The sequence below is a fragment of the Paenibacillus terrae HPL-003 genome (assembly GCF_000235585.1).
In the GTDB taxonomy this organism is placed as follows: domain Bacteria; phylum Bacillota; class Bacilli; order Paenibacillales; family Paenibacillaceae; genus Paenibacillus; species Paenibacillus terrae_B.
This window is the reverse complement of sequence record NC_016641.1, coordinates 4,605,819-4,623,954: the sequence shown is the minus strand read 5'-3', so window position 1 is coordinate 4,623,954 and position 18,136 is coordinate 4,605,819. Positions and strand designations below refer to the sequence as shown.

Genomic DNA, 18,136 nt, shown 5'->3' with positions numbered 1-18,136 from the left:
CAACTTGGATCAAAAAGGAGCATGGATGTATCCACGCAGAAAAAATCAATCAGCAGCTCACCCACACAAAGAACCGTTCCGTCATTTTTCACTTAGATTCACCTCTTGGTAGATTTAGTTTAGAACAGGTGTCGAGTCCCGGTATATGATATCCGTTGCAACATGGGTCACTCGGTATGGCATGGTATTGTCTTTGATTCTGGACAGTAACATTTCGGCTGAAATAATGCCCATCTGACTACTGTAAATATGCACGGTTGTAAGATGGGGCTCGACAACCCGGGATTCCGAAGCATCATCGAACCCGCAGACAGCGACATCTTCGGGGACTTTAATCCCTTTGTTCTTCAGCGATTTGATCACGTTGATGGCAATGAAATCATTGGCGCAAATAAAGACGGAAGGGCACTCCCTCAGAGCATCAAACTGCTGTTCCATCCAGTTCTCCTCCATAAAGAAGTTGCGGTCGGGCGCTACAATGCTATAGGCAGGATCTACGGCGATTCCTGCTTCTGTTAAGGCTTTATTAAATCCGGTCCAGCGTTCGTTGAAGCTTTTGCAGTGATTGTAATCGCCTACAAAACCGAAGCTTTCATAGCCATGATCGATTAATTTCCGGGTAACACAGTATGTACTGTGTTCATTTTCCATTAATACCAGATCCGCCTTCAATTCTGGATACATCATATCCGCAGCGCAATCAATAAAAATGGTTGGAATGCCAAGATCCGTAATCAGCTTGCTGTATTCCTTGCTGAACATTTCGATGCAGAAGATCCCAGCCACATTCGAAGGTTCAAAATTGCCGGGTAGGGTCATCGTATTGATATCATTCTCACGGACAAAATAAATGGATAAAGTATAGCCCTGGTTGCTGATTTCCTTCTCCAGCCCGCTAATAAGTGACGATCCAAAGTGTGAGCTATTGGGAAGGTTGCAGGTCAAAAGTGCGATATTGCCTTGTTTTTCAGAAGCTGTTTCCATATAGGAAAATTGTTTGTATTTAAGCTCCATCGCTTTTTTGACTACCTTGTCCCTGGTAACGGAGGGAATACTCTCCACTCCATTAAGCGCTTTGGAGGCAGTGTTTCTGGAAATTCCCAAGGCATCAGCGATATCTTGTATAGTAACCCTTGACTTTCTCGTCATATTGTTCCACCTTATTCTCTTAATTAAGATTCTTCATATTTCTAAATATATAGTATTTTCATGTTTTCAACAATGTACTTATTCAAATAAACAATAAAAGTTTACATTTGTTTATTTATATTGTGCATTTTCAATGGGATAGTGCTATATATATTACAATCATCTTGAAATTCGCTTTTTTAACGAATTTATTCACCCGAAATATGTTGACTAATTAAATATCCATCTGATAAATTGTAAGAGTAAAAAGTGTTCAAATGTAAAATGTAAACCTATTCATTTTGGGAAGGTGTAAAATTCTTGTTTGTTGAAGGTGGGGATATTACCAGCCAGTATTTGAAAAACATCTTGGTGAATTATGTCAGGGAGATGACATAACACGGCTTATCATTTGTATCTGATAACAAGCCGTGAACAGTAGGGGGGGGGAAAAGATTGGCAAATTCAATCGTTCAAAAAAGGGGAGTTAAGGCTTCAGAAGCAAAAAAAAGAAACCATTGGTTAAGCTACATGGTTCGAAATTATATATTATATTTGTTTCTGGTTCCGTCCATAATTCTTACCGTCATTTTCAAGTATGTTCCCATGTATGGCTCGATCATTGCGTTTAAAGATTTCAGTCCAAGAAAAGGCATCCTCGGCAGCGAATGGGTTGGATTCGAACATTTTCAGCGGTTCCTTTCATCACCTAATTTTTATGACATTTTAATGAATACGCTTAAATTAAGCGCTTATGGTCTTATTCTCGGTTTCCCAGTACCCATTATTCTGGCTTTGATGCTAAATCTGATTCGAGGAGCAAAGCTCAAGAAGAATATTCAGCTTATTGTATACGCACCTAACTTCATTTCGGTTGTTGTTGTTGCCGGTATGCTGTTTGTTTTTCTATCCCCGACTGGAATAGTGAACGCTATGATAACAACCTTCACCGGCAAGCCGATTTCCTTTATGACTGATCCCGCCTATTTCCGAACGGTATATATATTGTCCGGTATATGGCAAACAGCAGGCTGGTCTTCTATCATTTATGTGGCTACCTTAGCCAATGTGGACCCGCAGCTGCATGACGCTGCAACCATTGACGGCGCTTCATTGATGAAGAGAATCTTACACATTGATCTGCCAGCGCTCAAGCCTGTCATGGCTGTCCTATTCATTCTCGCTGCTGGAGGTATCATGTCCATCGGCTATGAAAAGGCTTACCTGATGCAGACGGCTCTAAACACGCCAACCTCGGAAATCATCGCGACTTATGTATACAAGGTGGGGCTGCAATCCGGCGATTATGCTTATTCAACGGCAATCGGGCTTTTCAATTCTGTGATTAATGTGGTCCTGCTGATTTTTGTAAATACCGTCGTCAAGAGGCTGAACGAAGGGGAAGGGCTGTATTAAAGAAGGAGGTACTCATGGATATTCATTACACCGGGAAGGACCGGATTCTGCTCATTATCAATTATATACTGCTTGGTTTGTTTGTTCTCGCTATTCTGTTGCCGCTGGTTTATGTGGTGCTTTCGTCCTTTTTGACTCCAAATACCCTGATTACCAAAGGGTTTGCCATTACATCATCCGACTGGACACTCACGGGATATGCCAAAATCCTAAGCAATGATGCCATGATCCGCGGTTTTTTTAATGCCATTTTTTACTCAGCCGCCTTTGCGTTCGCAACGGTATTGTTTTCCGTCCTCGCGGCTTACCCGCTTGCGATTGAAGGGCTGATCGGGAAACGGCCGATAATGATCTTTTTCCTGATAACGATGTTTTTCGGCGGCGGCCTGATTCCAACCTATCTGGTGATTAAGGATTTAGGTATGTTGAATACAGTGTGGGCCATCATTCTGCCCGGCTCGATCAGCGTATTCAATATTATTCTGGCAAAAACTTATTTTCAGGGGCTTCCCAAAGAGCTGTTCCAGGCGGCGAGCATAGACGGAGCTTCCGAGCTCAGTATTTTCTTTAAAATCGTCCTGCCGTTGTCGAAGCCTATTATTTTTGTTCTGGCTTTATACGCTTTTGTCGGACAATGGAATTCTTATTTCGACGCCATGATTTATCTCGATGATCCGAAGCTGTTTCCGCTGCAACTGGTACTACGCTCCATTTTGATACAGAATCAGGTTCAGCCCGGGATGATTGCCGATGCGCTGGCGCAGGCGGAGCTTAAGAAATTGTCCGAAATGATTAAGTACTCTGCCATAGTCATATCGAGCTTGCCTTTGATTGTCATGTATCCATTCTTCCAAAAGTATTTTGAAAAAGGTGTCATGGTAGGTTCGATCAAATAACATATCGGGGGAATAGAGATGAAAAGAACATTGCTAACCTTGTCCGTGCTGGTGCTTTCTGCTTCATTGCTTGCCGGATGTGGCGGTGCAGACAATAATTCTGCTGCATCCGAAGATTACAAGCTAAACAACGTCACTCTGCCGCTTAAAGAGAAAGTTAGCTTGCATTTTATGACTCAAAGCTCGCCGCTGGCACCTTCCGATCCAAATGAAAAGCTGATTTATAAAAGACTGGAAGAAAAAACGGGTGTGCATATCGACTTTACCAACTTCACCTCTGATTCTTTCATTGAGAAAAGAAACCTGGCGGTTGCCAGCGGGGATCTTCCAGATGCCATACTGGATGCCGGCTATTCCGACTACGATTTGTTGAACCTCGGAAAGGATGGAACCATTATCCCGCTGGAGGATTTGATTGATAAATATATGCCGAATTTGCAGAAGGTATTGAAGGCAGCGCCTGAGTACAGATCCATGATGACCGCACAGGATGGGCATATTTATGCTTTTCCTTGGATTGAGGAACTGGGGGCCGGGAAGGAAAGCATTCATTCTGTAAACGACATGCCATGGATCAATGTGGAGTGGCTGAAAAAGCTGGGGCTTAAAATGCCAAAAACCACCGAGGATTTAAAAAACGTCCTGCTCGCATTTAAAAATGGCGATCCTAACGGAAATGGCAAAGCAGATGAAATTCCGCTGTCCTTCATACTCAATAATGGCAATGAGGACCTGAATTTTCTGTTCGGATCATTCGGTCTTGGGGACAACGGCGATCATACGGTAGTCACCAATGAGGGGAAAGTGGTCTTCACCGCCGATCAGGACGGTTATAAAGAGGGGATTAAATACCTTAATGAGCTGTATAAACTGAACCTAATCGACGAGGAATCATTCGAGCAGGATTATAACACGTATCTGGCCAAAGGCCAGAGTGAAAGATATGGCCTCTACTTCCAATGGGATAAGGCGAATATTTCAGGAGACAACGATAAATATGATTTGATGAATCCGCTCGCGGGACCAAGCGGTGAAGTCAATGTAACCCGGACAAACAATCTCGGCTTTGACCGGGGGAGAATGGTGATTACCAGCGCCAACAAAAATCTCGAGCTTACGGCAAAATGGATTGACCAGCTGTACGATCCCATTCAGTCCGTACAGGATAACTGGGGTACCTACGGCGACAAAACTCAGCAAAATATTTTTGAATACGATGAAGCGAGTCATATGCTGAAGCATCTTCCGCTTAAGGGAACGGCCCCTGTCGAGCTGCGGCAAAAAACGAACATCGGTGGTCCATTAGCAATTCTTGACGAGTATTACGGAACGGTTACGACCAAGCCTGATGATGCAGTGGGACGGCTTAAGCTCATGAAGGAAAGACTCGTTCCTTATATGAAGGCTGACCATAATTTCCCGAAAGTCTTCTTCTCGCTGGAGGATCAGAAGCAGATCTCCACATTGGAAACCGATTTGTTTGCTTACGTTAACCGCAAGCGGGCGGAATGGATCAAGACGGGTAAAGTGGAAGAAGAATGGGCCGAATATAAAGCCGAGCTGTCCAGACTGGGGCTAGATAAATGGCTGGAAATTAAACAAAAAGGCTATGACAGATACCTTAAAGATCAAGGCTGAAACATTTAACAAGAGGAGAGTGGACACCATTAAAGGAATGAATCTAACGGACGACAATAGCAGCAGAAAAGGATCACGAAGCGATTATTATAGAGAGACATACAGACCTCAATTTCATTATTCACCGGAGAAAAATTGGATGAACGATCCCAACGGCATGGTTTACTTTGAAGGAGAGTACCACCTGTTCTACCAGCATACGCCCCATGATACGCAGCCTGATTTTGGTAGGATGCATTGGGGGCATGCGGTAAGCAAGGATCTAGTGCATTGGGATGAACTCCCACCGGCAATTCCGCCTGGGGAGGACGGTGCGATCTTCTCGGGAAGTGCGGTGGTGGATAAGAACAATACCAGCGGATTTTTCAACGAAGAAGGATCAGGATTGGTTGCCATTTATACGAATGAGGGCAACAAGGCTCAGCCCGGCAAGTCGCAGGTGCAAAGCATTGCTTACAGCAAAGATAAAGGTCGAACCTGGACAAAATATGAAGGTAACCCGGTTTTATTTCCGGCAGAAACGCTAGACTTTCGTGATCCGAAGGTGTTTTGGTATGATGAATCGTCGATGTGGATCATGGTTCTTGCTGTAAGAGACCGTGTAGAATTTTATACATCTCCAAATCTTAAAGAATGGTCCTTTGCAAGCGAATTCGGTTCCGACATTTCGGGTATCCACCGAGGGGTATTTGAATGTCCTGATGTATTTCGAATCTCAGTTGATGAGGATTCTAGTATCAGTAAGTGGATTTTGATGCTAAGCGTCGGGGATAGAAATGGTGTGAATCCAAACGATCCAGAACCGCCAGCAGGTGGTTCTGGCATGATGTACTTCATAGGTAACTTTGACGGTAAGGTATTTACTCTAGATGAAACTTTGGATTCTTTCGATACTACCAAATGGGTAGACTATGGATCAGATTTTTACGCGGCCGTGACCTGGAGTGGCATTCCAAACGAGAACGGACGAAAGATTTGGGTCGGCTGGATGAACAATTGGCGTTATGCTACCACGCTGCCTTCGGAGGAATGGCGTGGCAAGACATCAATTTCCCGGGAGCTACAGCTTAGGACTTATCCGGAGGGACTTCGCTTAATCCAAGCACCCATTAGTGAATTAAGTCAGCTAAGAAAACCAATTTTGTCTCTGCAAGACTTGACGATTAAGCCAGGTATGAACGTATTGTCTGATATTTTTGTAGCTAAGGCAGAAATTATTGCAGAATTTGAAATTAATAATGTAGCGGAACTCAGATTCAAAGTACGGAAGTCTTCCAATCAGGAAACTATCGTCGGCTACAATGTCTCGAATGAGGAGTTGTTCGTTGATCGGACGAAGTCGGGTACTATTGATTTTCACTCCGATTTCACAGCAAAACACAAGGCTCCTATGAAGCCAGAGGATGGACGGATACAGTTAAGCATTTATGTAGATTGGTCAAGTGTCGAGGTATTCGGCAATAATGGGAAAGCAGTCATTTCAGATCTGATTTTCCCTGACTTGGAAAGTAGAGATTTAGAGCTCTATGCCATTGGTGGAGAGCTAAAGGTTTTGTCGCTTCAAATCAATGATCTGGTAAGTATTTGGGGAAATGAGACTGTCTAGACGTTAGTTATCGTTTTCATTCGAATTTTGAAATTATCTTAAGACTGAACTCATTGAGCTATGACTTGATTCGACGAAGTTCGGATACGGGTGTACAACCGTATCCGAACTTCGTCCTCAAAACTAATTAGAGTAACTAGGTATTATCAGAACGAACTATTCCTATCTGGGAAGGAGTTCGTTTTTTTTCTTTCTAAGAGTTTATGTAAAAATATTTCAGTCTCAGTAGGTCATATTATCAAGCCTGGAAAAAGGTTGTCGATTCCCTCGAAATTAATTTTGACGAAGCAGTTAACAATCGTCTTCGTGGGGTAAACCGCATGGAAAGTCTGAATATAATCCTGGAGAACCATCCCCGGAAGTTGAATGAAGAGGAGAAGCTGGCAATAGCCGAAGAAAAAAATGCTTATTACAAAACACTTCTTACAGAAATGTCTCCTGCTGATTTAAGGGATGAAGTGAGAGAGACTTTACTTCAATTGAGAGAACAGGGTCTTAAGCTGGCTATCGGCTCGTCAAGTCAAAATGCACGGTATATTCTGGAACGAATTGGCTTGGGCGACTTCTTTGATGCTGTGTCGGATGGCAGCAACATTACTAATTCCAAACCAGATCCTGAAGTGTTTATTAATGCTGCTCAATATATTGGTGTTTCCGAGAAGGATTGTCTGGTAGTTGAAGACGCCATAGCTGGCATCAAGGCTGCTGTTAACATCAAGATGGATTCAGCTGCGATTGGAGACGCTGCACAGTATGATCTGGCGACTTATCGCATGAACTCATTTAGAGAACTGTTACAAATTTGAAAATAATAAAATTAATTAGGCGGTCTTGGTCCTGTATTCCATCGGACTGAGGCCGTTTTGTTTTACCCTCAATTATTCCTGCATTTTATACTACAATTGAATATTTCGAACTTGGTATGTTTGTTTCATATTATACAAATGAAAGCGTTAACATCATTCATGTTACTGTACCTAACAATTTAGTACAATGAGGGTAACCGGAAGTGAATCAAATGAATAAAAGCATCAAGATAAAGGAGACTGTTATGAACAAACAACTTTTTGATATCGGTTGGGAATATCACGAATTCGGTTTTATACCATTAGAAATGACAGCCTTTGTTCCGTGGCAACCCATAAATTTACCACATGATGCGTGTATTGCAAAACCTAGAGATGCAAAAAATCCATCAGGCAGTGGAGAAGGCTTTGTTTCTGGTGGTGTTGTCTACTATAAGAAGACCATTATCGTCAGTGAGGAATACAAAGGCAAGCAAGCATTGCTTGAGTTTGAAGGTGTGTGTGGTACAACGGAAGTGATTCTAAACAAAGATTTGATAGTCAGCTTGTTTAGTTTCGATTGAATCTGTTCTTAGTTGTACCTCTTGTATTGAACGGTTAGAGGTGCCTAACGAACAGTATATATTGAGAATCCTTAACCATTGAAAAAATTCAATATATTTATTAGGAATCATGTATATTCGGGAGTGTTAGCTGAGAGAAGATTTGCGAAAAATACTTAAGCATCCATCTAAAGATAGAGATCTTTCAAGAACCTTGTAAAAATTTAAAGAGTCTGTAAAATATATTGTGTAAACTCTCAAACCCATTAAAATGGAAGTAAGAGAAAGGTTGGGAGAACACTATGGGACTCTGGTCAAAACAGCAACTTCGGGAATTCATTAAAGAGAACAATTTAGTCACTGCACAGGATGCACAGAATGCGTTAAAAGACCTATTTGCAGAGACGATTCAGGAGATGCTGGAAGCCGAAATGGATACCCATTTGGGCTATGGAAAGCATGAGGTAAAGGCCAAGCTTACCCCGAACAGCCGCAACGGAAAGAGTCGTAAAACAGTAGTCAGTGAGTACGGCGAACAGGAAATCAGCATCCCTCGAGATCGCCTGGGTGAGTTTGAGCCACTGGTTGTCAAGAAGCATCAATCGAACGTAACCGGCATCGAAGAGCAAATTATTGCCCTGTATGCCAAAGGGATCAGCACGAGGGAAATCCAAGATCATTTGGGACAGATGTACGGTATTGAGGTCTCTCCTACGCTCATTTCCAATGTCACGAATAAGATTGTGCCTCTCATTAAAGAATGGCAGAGTCGGCCTCTGCAAGGCGTTTATGCAGTTGTTTATCTGGATGCCATTCACTTCAAAGTAAAGCAAGACGGGGCCATTATTAACAAGGCAGCCTACATGGTCATTGGCATCGATCTGGACGGAAATAAGGATGTCTTAGGCATGTGGATTGGCGAGAATGAATCCTCCAAGTTCTGGCTGAGTGTCCTGAATGAACTCAAGAATCGCGGGGTTCAGGACATACTCATTATCTGCGTAGATAACCTGTCTGGATTTTCTCAGGCGATTGCGGCCTGCTATCCCCAAACCGAAATCCAAAAGTGTATCATTCACCAGATCCGCAGCTCCACCCGGTACGTTTCGTACAAGGATATTAAGAAAGTAACTGCCGACTTAAAGCCCATTTATAAGGCAGCAACCGAAGAAGGGGCTTTGCTTGAACTCGACCATTTCGAGGAAGTCTGGGGTACGAAATATCCCCTCATTATCCGCTCCTGGCGAACCAATTGGGAGGAGCTCGCTACCTTTTTCAAGTACCCGCCCGAGATCCGCAAACTCATCTACACGACGAATATGATCGAGAGTTACCACCGGCAGCTTCGTAAAGTGACAAAGGGGAAAAGTATCTTTCCTACCGATGAAGCTCTGCTTAAAATGCTTTATCTAGCCACCGTCGATGTCACTCGAAAATGGACAGGACGTGTCCAGAACTGGGGACAAATGCTCCTCCAATTTTCCGTCTTTTTTCCGGATCGGGTCGGTCAACACTTGCGTTAAAATCACAACTTTCCCCTCGGGGAAAACTATGCCTAAAAGAGCTTACACAAAATTATTGACAGACCCAATTTAAAATAATTTGCCCAATCGTACATAAGATTTATGCCCTTATGTACGATTTTTTATTTCAGTATTCCATTTAAAATGAATAGAAGAATCAAAGTAAATGAGCAGGGTGTAATCATGCAATTTTCTTTTTATTATGTTAAAGGGTGTGGTCAGTTGAAGAAGTTAAAATGGTTCATTAAAAATGCGAAGGTAGGAGGGAATATTTTTAATGCCTAATCACTCTCCACAAATAAACAAGTTTTTTAAATGGTGTATAGGTATCATTTTTGTTCTCATCATTATATATTTGTGCACGCTCGTCGATTTTTTATTTGTACCGATAACGTCCTTAGTCCGGGTGGTATTAATTCCATTAATGCTTTCGTTTTTTTTCTATTATCTTTTGCGACCATTGGTAGATTTACTGGAGAGACACAAGTTAAACCGCTCGCTTGCAATCATACTGATTTATATCGCCATTGCAGTCATCTTAGCTCTCTTTGTGGTAGGTATTTGGCCTTCCATACGGAATCAAATGATCAACCTCGTGGATAATGCACCCAGTTTATTTAGTTCATTAGGTAAAAAGGTTCATGAATTAGAACAGGATGGGGCACTTTCTGCCATTTTTCCGGGCGACGTTAATCCGCTAACACACCTTACTGAATACTTGAACAAAGGTTTCCTATTAGTTACGGATTATGTAACCGGTTTGTTTGGTCTTGTTTCCAATGTCACAATCGCATTGTTTATGTTCCCATTAATCCTTTTTTATATGTTAAAGGAAGGGGGGAAATTTGGCCGTAAATTGGTTAGTTTTGTTCCTAAGCGCTTTTTAATCGCTGCAAACGAGGTCTTGGATGATATTGATAGCGCACTCAGCAGCTTTATCGTAGGAAGAGTAATTATTAACTTGGCACTTGGTGTGTTAATGTACTTAGGATTTCTTTTGATTGGACTGCCATATGCACTATTATTAACCGTTGTTGCGGTAATCATGAATTTCATTCCTTTTGTTGGTGCTATTCTCTCATCAATCCCTATTATTATTATTGGCTTCATTCAGTCACCCTCGGTTGCGATATGGTCACTTGTTGTTATTTTGTTAGCCCAGCAAATACAAGATAATATTATTTCTCCTTATATATTCGGTAAGCAACTTGATGTTCACCCTTTGACAGTGATTATTCTTGTACTGATTGGTGGGGATTTAGCAGGAATTACAGGAATATTGCTGGCTATCCCTTATTATATGATTATTAAAATAATAGTTAGTAAGGTGTACTTGCTTTTTTACAGAGAAAAATGGGAACATTTATAATTGATATTGAATATTAGAATACTAAAATTTATTTTTTTGCCTAAACGTACACACGTCCTCGCACATGTGTACGTTTATTAAACTTCATCATTTTGTAAAATGGCTTTTTACTTATTTTTTAAAAGGTACAAAATGATAAAATATAAATATAATGTTTTTTCTAAGCATTTAAATTTTAGAGGTGGACTATGGGCAAAGAATCCAATGAACATGATCAAGATGAAGACTTAAAGATCTACGATAGAGATAGTGATCGACTTACTATATCCAGAGTTCCGATTATATTATGGATCATTTTCATCTATATCGAGGGAATCGTTATTCAAAATATAACTACACCATTACCAATTCGAAGTCTATTGTTCTCTCTGGCAATAGCCCTGCATGTACTTTTGTACTGGCATGTTCGAAAAATTCTATATTACGGTTCATGGATTTATTTTATTATTCAAGCAGGAATTATCTTTTTAAGCGCTTTTCTTCTTCCTGTCAGTTTCCCAATTATGCTAATTGGATTAATCCCAATATTAATTGGTCAAAGCATAGGTATATATTATCAAACAAAAAAAGTTGTGTTGGTGTTTGTTGGTTTCTATCTTCTTTTTTGTCTAGCTATGATATGGTATCGCGATGGTGAGCACTCTGTGCTGTTTATTGGGTTGCTCATTCTTATTGTTATAATCGTAGCTGCATATTCTATTCTTTTCTACAAACAAGTCAATGCGCGGATTCGTATCCAAAACTTTCTTACTGAGCTGGAGCTTGCACATCAGAAAGTAGAAGAACTTACGTTAGCCAATGAGCGGCAACGCATGGCCCGGGATCTGCATGATACACTGGCTCAAGGTCTTGCTGGCCTGATTATGCAGTTGGAAGCCGTAGATGCCCATCTGACAAAAGGCAGCTCGCAGAGAGCCCATGAAATCGTTCAACAGTCCATGTCCCAGGCGCGCAAGGCTTTGGCTGACTCACGACGTGCTATAGACAATCTGCGTTCAAAATCGGCTTCGGAAGTCGACTTTTCCGATGCAGTCCGGGAAGAAGCGCAGCGTTTTACGATGGCTACCGGCATTCGAACAGCAGTGGACATCAAGATTAAATCTTCGGTATCCAGGCTGTTGATTGAGCATGGGCTACACATCATAAGCGAATGTCTTACGAACGTAGCCAAGCATTCGCATGCCAAGAACGTATGGATCAATATTTTGGATAATCAAGGTATGATTTCTATGGGGGTCCGTGACGATGGAAAAGGCTTTAATCCAGATAATATTGCCAAACAAGCAGGACATTATGGATTAATAGGCATTCATGAACGGACGCGTTTGCTGGGCGGAACGATTCATATTAACAGCACAGTTCAGGAAGGCACGTCTATTAAAGTTGAGGCACCTCTTCTAAAGGAGACATAACATGAAATTTAAAATATTAATCGTAGATGATCATTGGGTGGTTAGAGAAGGGCTAAAGCTTGTTCTAGAGACAAATGACAGCTACGAAGTTGTGGGTGAAGCGGAAGAAGGGGCAACAGCACTTACCCTGATTGAGGAACTTCAGCCGGATGTCATCCTAATGGATCTATATATGCCTCAAATGAGTGGGTTGGAAACGATGAAGGCTTTAAAAGAGCGGCAAAATGAAACACCTGTTATTATCCTGACTACCTATAACGAAGATGATTTAATGATTCAGGGACTCTCCTTGGGGGCGAAAGGCTATTTATTAAAAGATACCAGCCGTGAGAATCTATTTCGGACGATTGAATCCGCGTTAAGGGGAGAGACACTTCTTCAGCCGGAAATTACAGCAAGAGTTTTTGCTAAAACAAGTGAGAAAGAGGTCAAGAGTGAGCAGTATGCAGATACTCCAATCCTGACCGAGAAAGAAAGGAACATATTACAATCTGTTGCACAGGGGCTTAGGAGCAAAGAGATTGCGTTAGACATGGGGATTTCGGAGCGGACGGTGAAAGCACATTTAACGAACATTTACAACAAGCTCGGTGTCGATTCTCGATCCGAAGCAGTAGTCGTGTCTTTGGAACGAGGCATTCTGCATCTTTAAAATTGGTGTATAAAAATAAATATTGTTTGTAAATTTGCCCAAACGTACATGAGGTGCTTGCCCTTATGTACGATTTTTTTTTTGATTAACTGTTGTACCATGAAAAGAGAAAGAGTCCAGTTAATCTCGTAAATTGCTGGTAACTGCTTAGAAGTTAGTCAAGGAGGATGAAAGGGTTGAATAGAACACGAATTAAAATGCTAGTCACGGGGATAACCTTCGCTATGGTGGTTTCCGGTTGCTCAAGCGCTTCTGAGGATACCACTGCAAAATCTGGCCAGCCGGTACAAATTCAAAAAGTAAAGATGCAGCCTTTGGCTAATGAATTTAATTTGGCGGGAACATTGCAGGCAAGCAATCAAACCGCGGTTTCCTTTGAAGCCAATGGGCGTATTTTAAATACGACGGTTGAAGTGGGGGATCAGGTACAGAAAGGGGCAGTTCTCGCACAGTTGGATACATCCACTTATCAGCTGGAACTTGAACGGGCCAAGACAACTATGGAGAAGGCCAAAGCGGGTATCAGCCAAGCAGACGCCTCTGTTCAATCAGCACAGGCAAGCATTCGTACCGCACAATCCCAAATTAATTCAGCCCAATCCAAATTACAGGAATTGAACGATGGGGCCAAAAAGCAGGAAATTGTACAGGCGCAAAATGCAGTTACGGCGGCAACCAATGCTTATAACAAGAAAAAGGCAGATGCCGCTAGGAGCCAAAGTCTATTTCAGGCAGGAGCTGTATCATTAACAGAAAATGAGAATGCGCAGTTGGAATTAACGAACGCACAAAAAAGTTTAAGTGACTCACAAGAGCAATTGTCCCTTTTACTTGCAGGGGCTTCTCAGGAACAGCGTTCGCAAGCTTCGGCTGGCGTAGATCAGGCCAGGGCAGGGTTGGAATCGGCCGAGGCTACTAGACAACAAGGGTTAGCCAGTAAGGCACAGGCACAGGCTACCTATAAGGATGCAATGGCCGCTTATGAGCAATCGGCTTTGGCGCTCAAGAAAACCACATTAACATCTCCTATAGCTGGTGTTGTGATTGAGAAAAAGGTATCTGATGGACAGTTAGGCTCCAGCGGGAGTGAGGCTTTTACTGTCGGTAATATTAGTTCTTTAAAAGTGCTCTTGCCTGTACCGGATAGTGAAATTTTATCGTGGAAGAAAGATCAAAAAGTAAATATATCCCTCTATAATGAAATTAGAACAGGGACCGTTACTCAGATCTATCCATCGACTAACTCCAAAACAGGAAGCATCAATGTGGAAGTTAGCATTCCCAACCCCGAACTCAATTGGAAACCGGGTCAAGTCATTAGTGCAGCTAAAAGCATAAATCAAAACGAAGCGCTTTTAGTGCCCGTAGAGTCCGTAATTAGTACGGGAAATGATCCTTATGTCTTTAAATCTGTAAATGGAAAGGCCGTTAAAACCCCGATTAAACTGGGGAAAGTGACTAATAATCAGCTCGAAGTTCTCTCTGGACTACAGGCAGGCGACCAAATCGTTACGCAAGGTGCAGGAACCTTATTTAATGGTGATGTACTTGGGAAATCGAAGGAGTCGTCCAAATGATTAAATACATCGTTAAAAAACAGAAAATTACACTTATTTTCTTTGGCATGTGCATTTTGCTAGGGATTTACAACTTTATATCGTTACCTAAACAGGAGATGCCTGACGTTATTCCTATGTCAGCCAGTGTTACAACTGTGTATCCGGGGGCCTCACCTGAAAGAATCGAACAAACCATTACGAAGATATTGGAACAGAAAATCAAAGAAGTGGAGGGTGTCAAAAACATTTCTTCCACTTCTTCTAAAGGCCAATCCAGTATAAGTATAGAAGCATTGGATGAGGCAGATCCGACGAAAGTGTGGGCTGATCTTCGTACAAAAGTACAGGATGCACAGTCCGAGCTTCCGGACGATGCAATGCAGCCCATTATCAATGATAGCATGGCAGGTTCCTTCATCGGGTCATACGCAATCACTTCTGATAAAGTTGAGAATCTATACTCGTTAAATGAATTGATGAACAAATGGAAAGATCAACTAAAAACGGTCTCAGGTATTTCAAAAGTGAATATTCAAGGAATTCCCAAACAAGAAGTACGAATAAGCCTGAACACTCAAAAAATGCAGCAATACGGCATCTCTTGGGAACAGGTCGTTCAAGCCATTAAAAATGAAAACGATCGAGTGCCTACAGGAAGTCTGGATTTCAATCAGCGTGCGTATCAGTTGACGGTAAATGCCTCAACTGATCCGAATGTTTTAAATAACGTTCAGATTACAAGCAACGAAGACGGGTTCCCGATATCCTTGAAGGATATCGGTACAGCCTCGCTTGTTTTTAAAAAAACAGAGAGTTATACGTATGTGAATACCAAGCCTGCTATCTCAATCAGTTTGAGTGGAGATAAGGGCACAGACGTACCAACGGTATCCAAAGCGGCTACAGCCAAAATCAACGAACTTGCGAGTAGCTTACCTAAGGATGTACATTTTGAACTACTCTTCGCTCAGAATGATCGTGTAAGTGAAATCTTTGGCAATTTGTCCAAAGAGATGATGATTGCTATTGCATCGGTTATTGTGATTTGTACATTAGGTTTAAACTTGCTGACTTCAGCATTCGTGGCCTTGGCTATCCCTGTTTCTATTGCCATCGGTTTTATTTTCTTGCCGATGACGGGTACCACGCTGAACCAAATTTCAGTTATCGGATTAATCATCGTGCTAGGGATACTGGTTGATGATGCCGTCGTGGTCAATGACAATATTGAGCGCCGACGCTCTGAATTTGGGGAAGATGCTACGGAGGCGGCAATCAAAGGAACGAAAGAAGTATCCTTATCGATCATTACAGCCACGCTGGCTACGGTTGCAGCATTTGCCCCGCTTTTATTTCTGCCGGGTAATATGGGAGACTTTATTCAACCGATCCCAACCGTAATTTCGTTAACGATGCTGGCCTCCATGATTATGTCGCTTACGATCATTCCTATTTTCCGTCAATGGTACGATAACCGTCATAAGGATAAAGAACGTAGCAAAACAACCAAGCCTCCAGGGCTCCTCGGCAATCAAATTCAGTCTCTCTCTAATGTATACGCTAAAAACTGGATGCCGAGAATACTTCGTCGACCACTTTTCACCGCGCTTATTGGTCTTATGATTGGTACGGCAGCTTATGGACTGCTTGCTATTGTTCCCATTCAATTGTTTCCTGAATCGGATCAACCGGATGCCACAATCAACGTAACGATGCCAGAAGGAACGTCGTTGCAGGCAACCAATCAGGTTATAACCGAGATTGAAAACTGGGTTAAAAAGCAGCCAGAAACGGAACATCTGGCAGCTACGGCAGGTGGAGGAGCACCTCAAATGTACAGCGATATAGTAGCTGGTAGTGGCTCTGTGGGAGCGGTACACGGACAACTTACTGTTGTTGGTAAAGAGGGCGTCTTTGATATCAAAAAAACAGTGGACAGCTGGACAAATACGCTGAAAGCTAAATATCCGGCAGCATCAATAAGTATTCGTGTTCCTCAATTAGGTATCCCAGTCGGCAGTGCAGTGTCTGTCCGTATCAAAGGAGAAGACCTTGGAAAGCTGCAAAACATGACATCAACAGTAGAAGAAATTGTTGCGGGGACTCCCGGGGCTGTAGATGTGACTGATAATATGGGGATGCAAAGCTATAATTTGAATTTTCAAGTCAACCAGCAGGCCCTGGATAAATATCAGGTCAACTATTCCAACTTAACCCGCACTTTGTTGCTAATGGGTGACGGAGTGAAGGTCACGGATTTTGATACGGGTAAGGAATTGCTGGATATCAATATGTACATGGATAAGCCTAACCAAGATCCTGAGGTGTTATTCCAACAGCTAAGTGTCACTAATGCGGGGGGAGAACAGATTCCGTTATCCCAGCTAGCCACGATGAAACCGGACTTTTCTATTCAGCAAATTCACCGCTATAATTTGGAACGGACGGTAACGATTACAGCCAATGCAAATGGACGCACGGCTACGGAGCTCACCCAGGACATCCGCAGCAAGCTTACAAGTACACATTTTGATTCAGGGTATACTTGGGAAATGGATGGAGAAACATCTACACAGTCCGATTTATTTAAGGATTTGGGCAAATTAGCTGTTATTGTTGTTTTTCTCATTCTGCTCTTGATCACCATGCAGTTTTACTCGGTTTCCACACCGCTCATTATTATGACGACTGTGTACCTGGCAGCAGCAGGAGGAGTGCTTGGAAGCTTTATTACAGGTATGCCAATCGGCTTTATGAGTATCATGGGTATCATTTCCCTTGCCGGTATCGTGGTGCGTAATGGTATCGTATTGATAGAGTTTATTGAAGACGCGCGGCGTGAAGGTGCCGAATTAACAGAAGCGATTTTAATGGCATGCTCTGCCCGTTTCCGTCCGATCCTGCTTACTTCGCTAACTGCGATCGTCGGGATGATACCGATTGCTACGATGGGAGAAATTCTATTCAAACCATTGGCAGCGACCATTATATTTGGACTGATTTTTTCAACCATTTTAACGTTGTTTGTAGTTCCGACTCTGTATATGGTCGTAGCGCAACTGAAGTTGAAACGGAAGCATACGAAGGAAATGCAAACGAATAATGATGGCTCATTGTCTTTGTAGCTGTTACAAAAGATAGATAGGTTGAATACTACCCAATCGTACACTAGGTTATTGCCCTAATGTACGATTTTTTTCTTTTGCGGGTGTAATACAATTAAAAAAAGTAAAGAAGAAAAGTATTAATTTAACTACCTTAGAGAAACTAACCATTCGTGAAGTGGAGAATTTTTTATCTTTTTTGGAGTATCAACTCGGCAATACCAAGCTAACCATTAACTTAAATTATCCTCACTAAAATCCTTATTTGATTACTTACAGAACAAAGCTGAAACAAGTGACCTAAAGCCATATAATATAGGTATATGTACAAAAAAAGTCTGTAAAGTAGTAGGCATGTCTTCTTGATTAATTGTTAACTATTAACGGAGGAATGTACGCACATAGAAGCTGTCGTTGGTGCATTTTGTTATTAAAAATTTAGTCCAGAGCAATATCCTGACTCTCTCTTGGATATACTTTTTAAT

General features: G+C 42.0%; 12 protein-coding genes and 1 pseudogene. 12 read left to right on the top strand and 1 reads right to left on the bottom strand.

Annotated elements, in window-relative coordinates:
• Positions 1–114: 114 nt before the first annotated feature.
• The gene (locus tag HPL003_RS20720; protein ID WP_014281711.1) at positions 115–1,149 is read right to left on the bottom strand and encodes a LacI family DNA-binding transcriptional regulator; all 1,035 of its coding nucleotides are present in this window, start codon (positions 1,147–1,149) and stop codon (positions 115–117) included.
• A gap of 510 nt (positions 1,150–1,659) precedes the next feature.
• Between HPL003_RS20720 and HPL003_RS20715 the strand changes: the two genes are divergently transcribed.
• The 12 genes and pseudogenes from HPL003_RS20715 to HPL003_RS20660 all read left to right on the top strand — a co-directional run bounded on the left by HPL003_RS20715 (position 1,660) and on the right by HPL003_RS20660 (position 17,672).
• Entirely contained in the window at positions 1,660–2,544 is an 885-nt protein-coding gene (locus HPL003_RS20715) for an ABC transporter permease (RefSeq protein WP_238533533.1), read from the top strand.
• Positions 2,545–2,558: 14 nt separating this feature from the next.
• On the top strand, positions 2,559–3,440 hold the full coding sequence (locus tag HPL003_RS20710; protein ID WP_014281709.1) for a carbohydrate ABC transporter permease: 882 nt from the start codon (positions 2,559–2,561) through the stop codon (positions 3,438–3,440).
• 18 nt (positions 3,441–3,458) lie between these two features.
• Positions 3,459–5,078: an ABC transporter substrate-binding protein gene (locus tag HPL003_RS20705; protein ID WP_014281708.1), complete on the top strand. Its 1,620-nt coding sequence runs from the start codon at positions 3,459–3,461 to the stop codon at positions 5,076–5,078.
• Positions 5,050–6,684, top strand: coding sequence for a glycoside hydrolase family 32 protein (locus HPL003_RS20700; protein WP_274378183.1), 1,635 nt, complete (start codon positions 5,050–5,052; stop codon positions 6,682–6,684). The genes HPL003_RS20705 and HPL003_RS20700 overlap by 29 nt, the downstream gene beginning before the upstream one ends.
• Before the next feature lie 242 nt (positions 6,685–6,926).
• Positions 6,927–7,490 (top strand): annotated as a pseudogene (locus tag HPL003_RS20695) (HAD-IA family hydrolase); the annotation flags it as partial.
• A gap of 245 nt (positions 7,491–7,735) precedes the next feature.
• Positions 7,736–8,053 carry a hypothetical protein gene (locus HPL003_RS20690; RefSeq protein WP_148267413.1) on the top strand — a complete coding sequence of 106 codons (318 nt, stop codon included), beginning with the start codon at positions 7,736–7,738 and terminating at the stop codon, positions 8,051–8,053.
• A 281-nt stretch (positions 8,054–8,334) separates the two neighbouring features.
• Positions 8,335–9,555 (top strand): IS256 family transposase, encoded by a 1,221-nt coding sequence (locus tag HPL003_RS20685; protein ID WP_014281704.1) that lies wholly within the window; start codon positions 8,335–8,337, stop codon positions 9,553–9,555.
• 277 nt (positions 9,556–9,832) lie between these two features.
• Complete coding sequence (locus tag HPL003_RS20680) at positions 9,833–10,924, top strand: AI-2E family transporter (RefSeq protein WP_014281702.1); 1,092 nt, start codon at positions 9,833–9,835, stop codon at positions 10,922–10,924.
• Between the two features lie 188 nt (positions 10,925–11,112).
• Positions 11,113–12,336: a sensor histidine kinase gene (locus tag HPL003_RS20675; protein ID WP_014281701.1), complete on the top strand. Its 1,224-nt coding sequence runs from the start codon at positions 11,113–11,115 to the stop codon at positions 12,334–12,336.
• 1 nt (position 12,337) lies between these two features.
• Entirely contained in the window at positions 12,338–12,988 is a 651-nt protein-coding gene (locus tag HPL003_RS20670) for a response regulator (protein ID WP_014281700.1), read from the top strand.
• 167 nt (positions 12,989–13,155) lie between these two features.
• Positions 13,156–14,565: an efflux RND transporter periplasmic adaptor subunit gene (locus tag HPL003_RS20665; protein WP_043922473.1), complete on the top strand. Its 1,410-nt coding sequence runs from the start codon at positions 13,156–13,158 to the stop codon at positions 14,563–14,565.
• Positions 14,562–17,672, top strand: a complete 3,111-nt coding sequence (locus tag HPL003_RS20660; protein ID WP_014281698.1) for an efflux RND transporter permease subunit — start codon at positions 14,562–14,564, stop codon at positions 17,670–17,672. Before HPL003_RS20665 ends, HPL003_RS20660 begins: the two co-directional genes overlap by 4 nt.
• Positions 17,673–18,136: the final 464 nt, after the last annotated feature.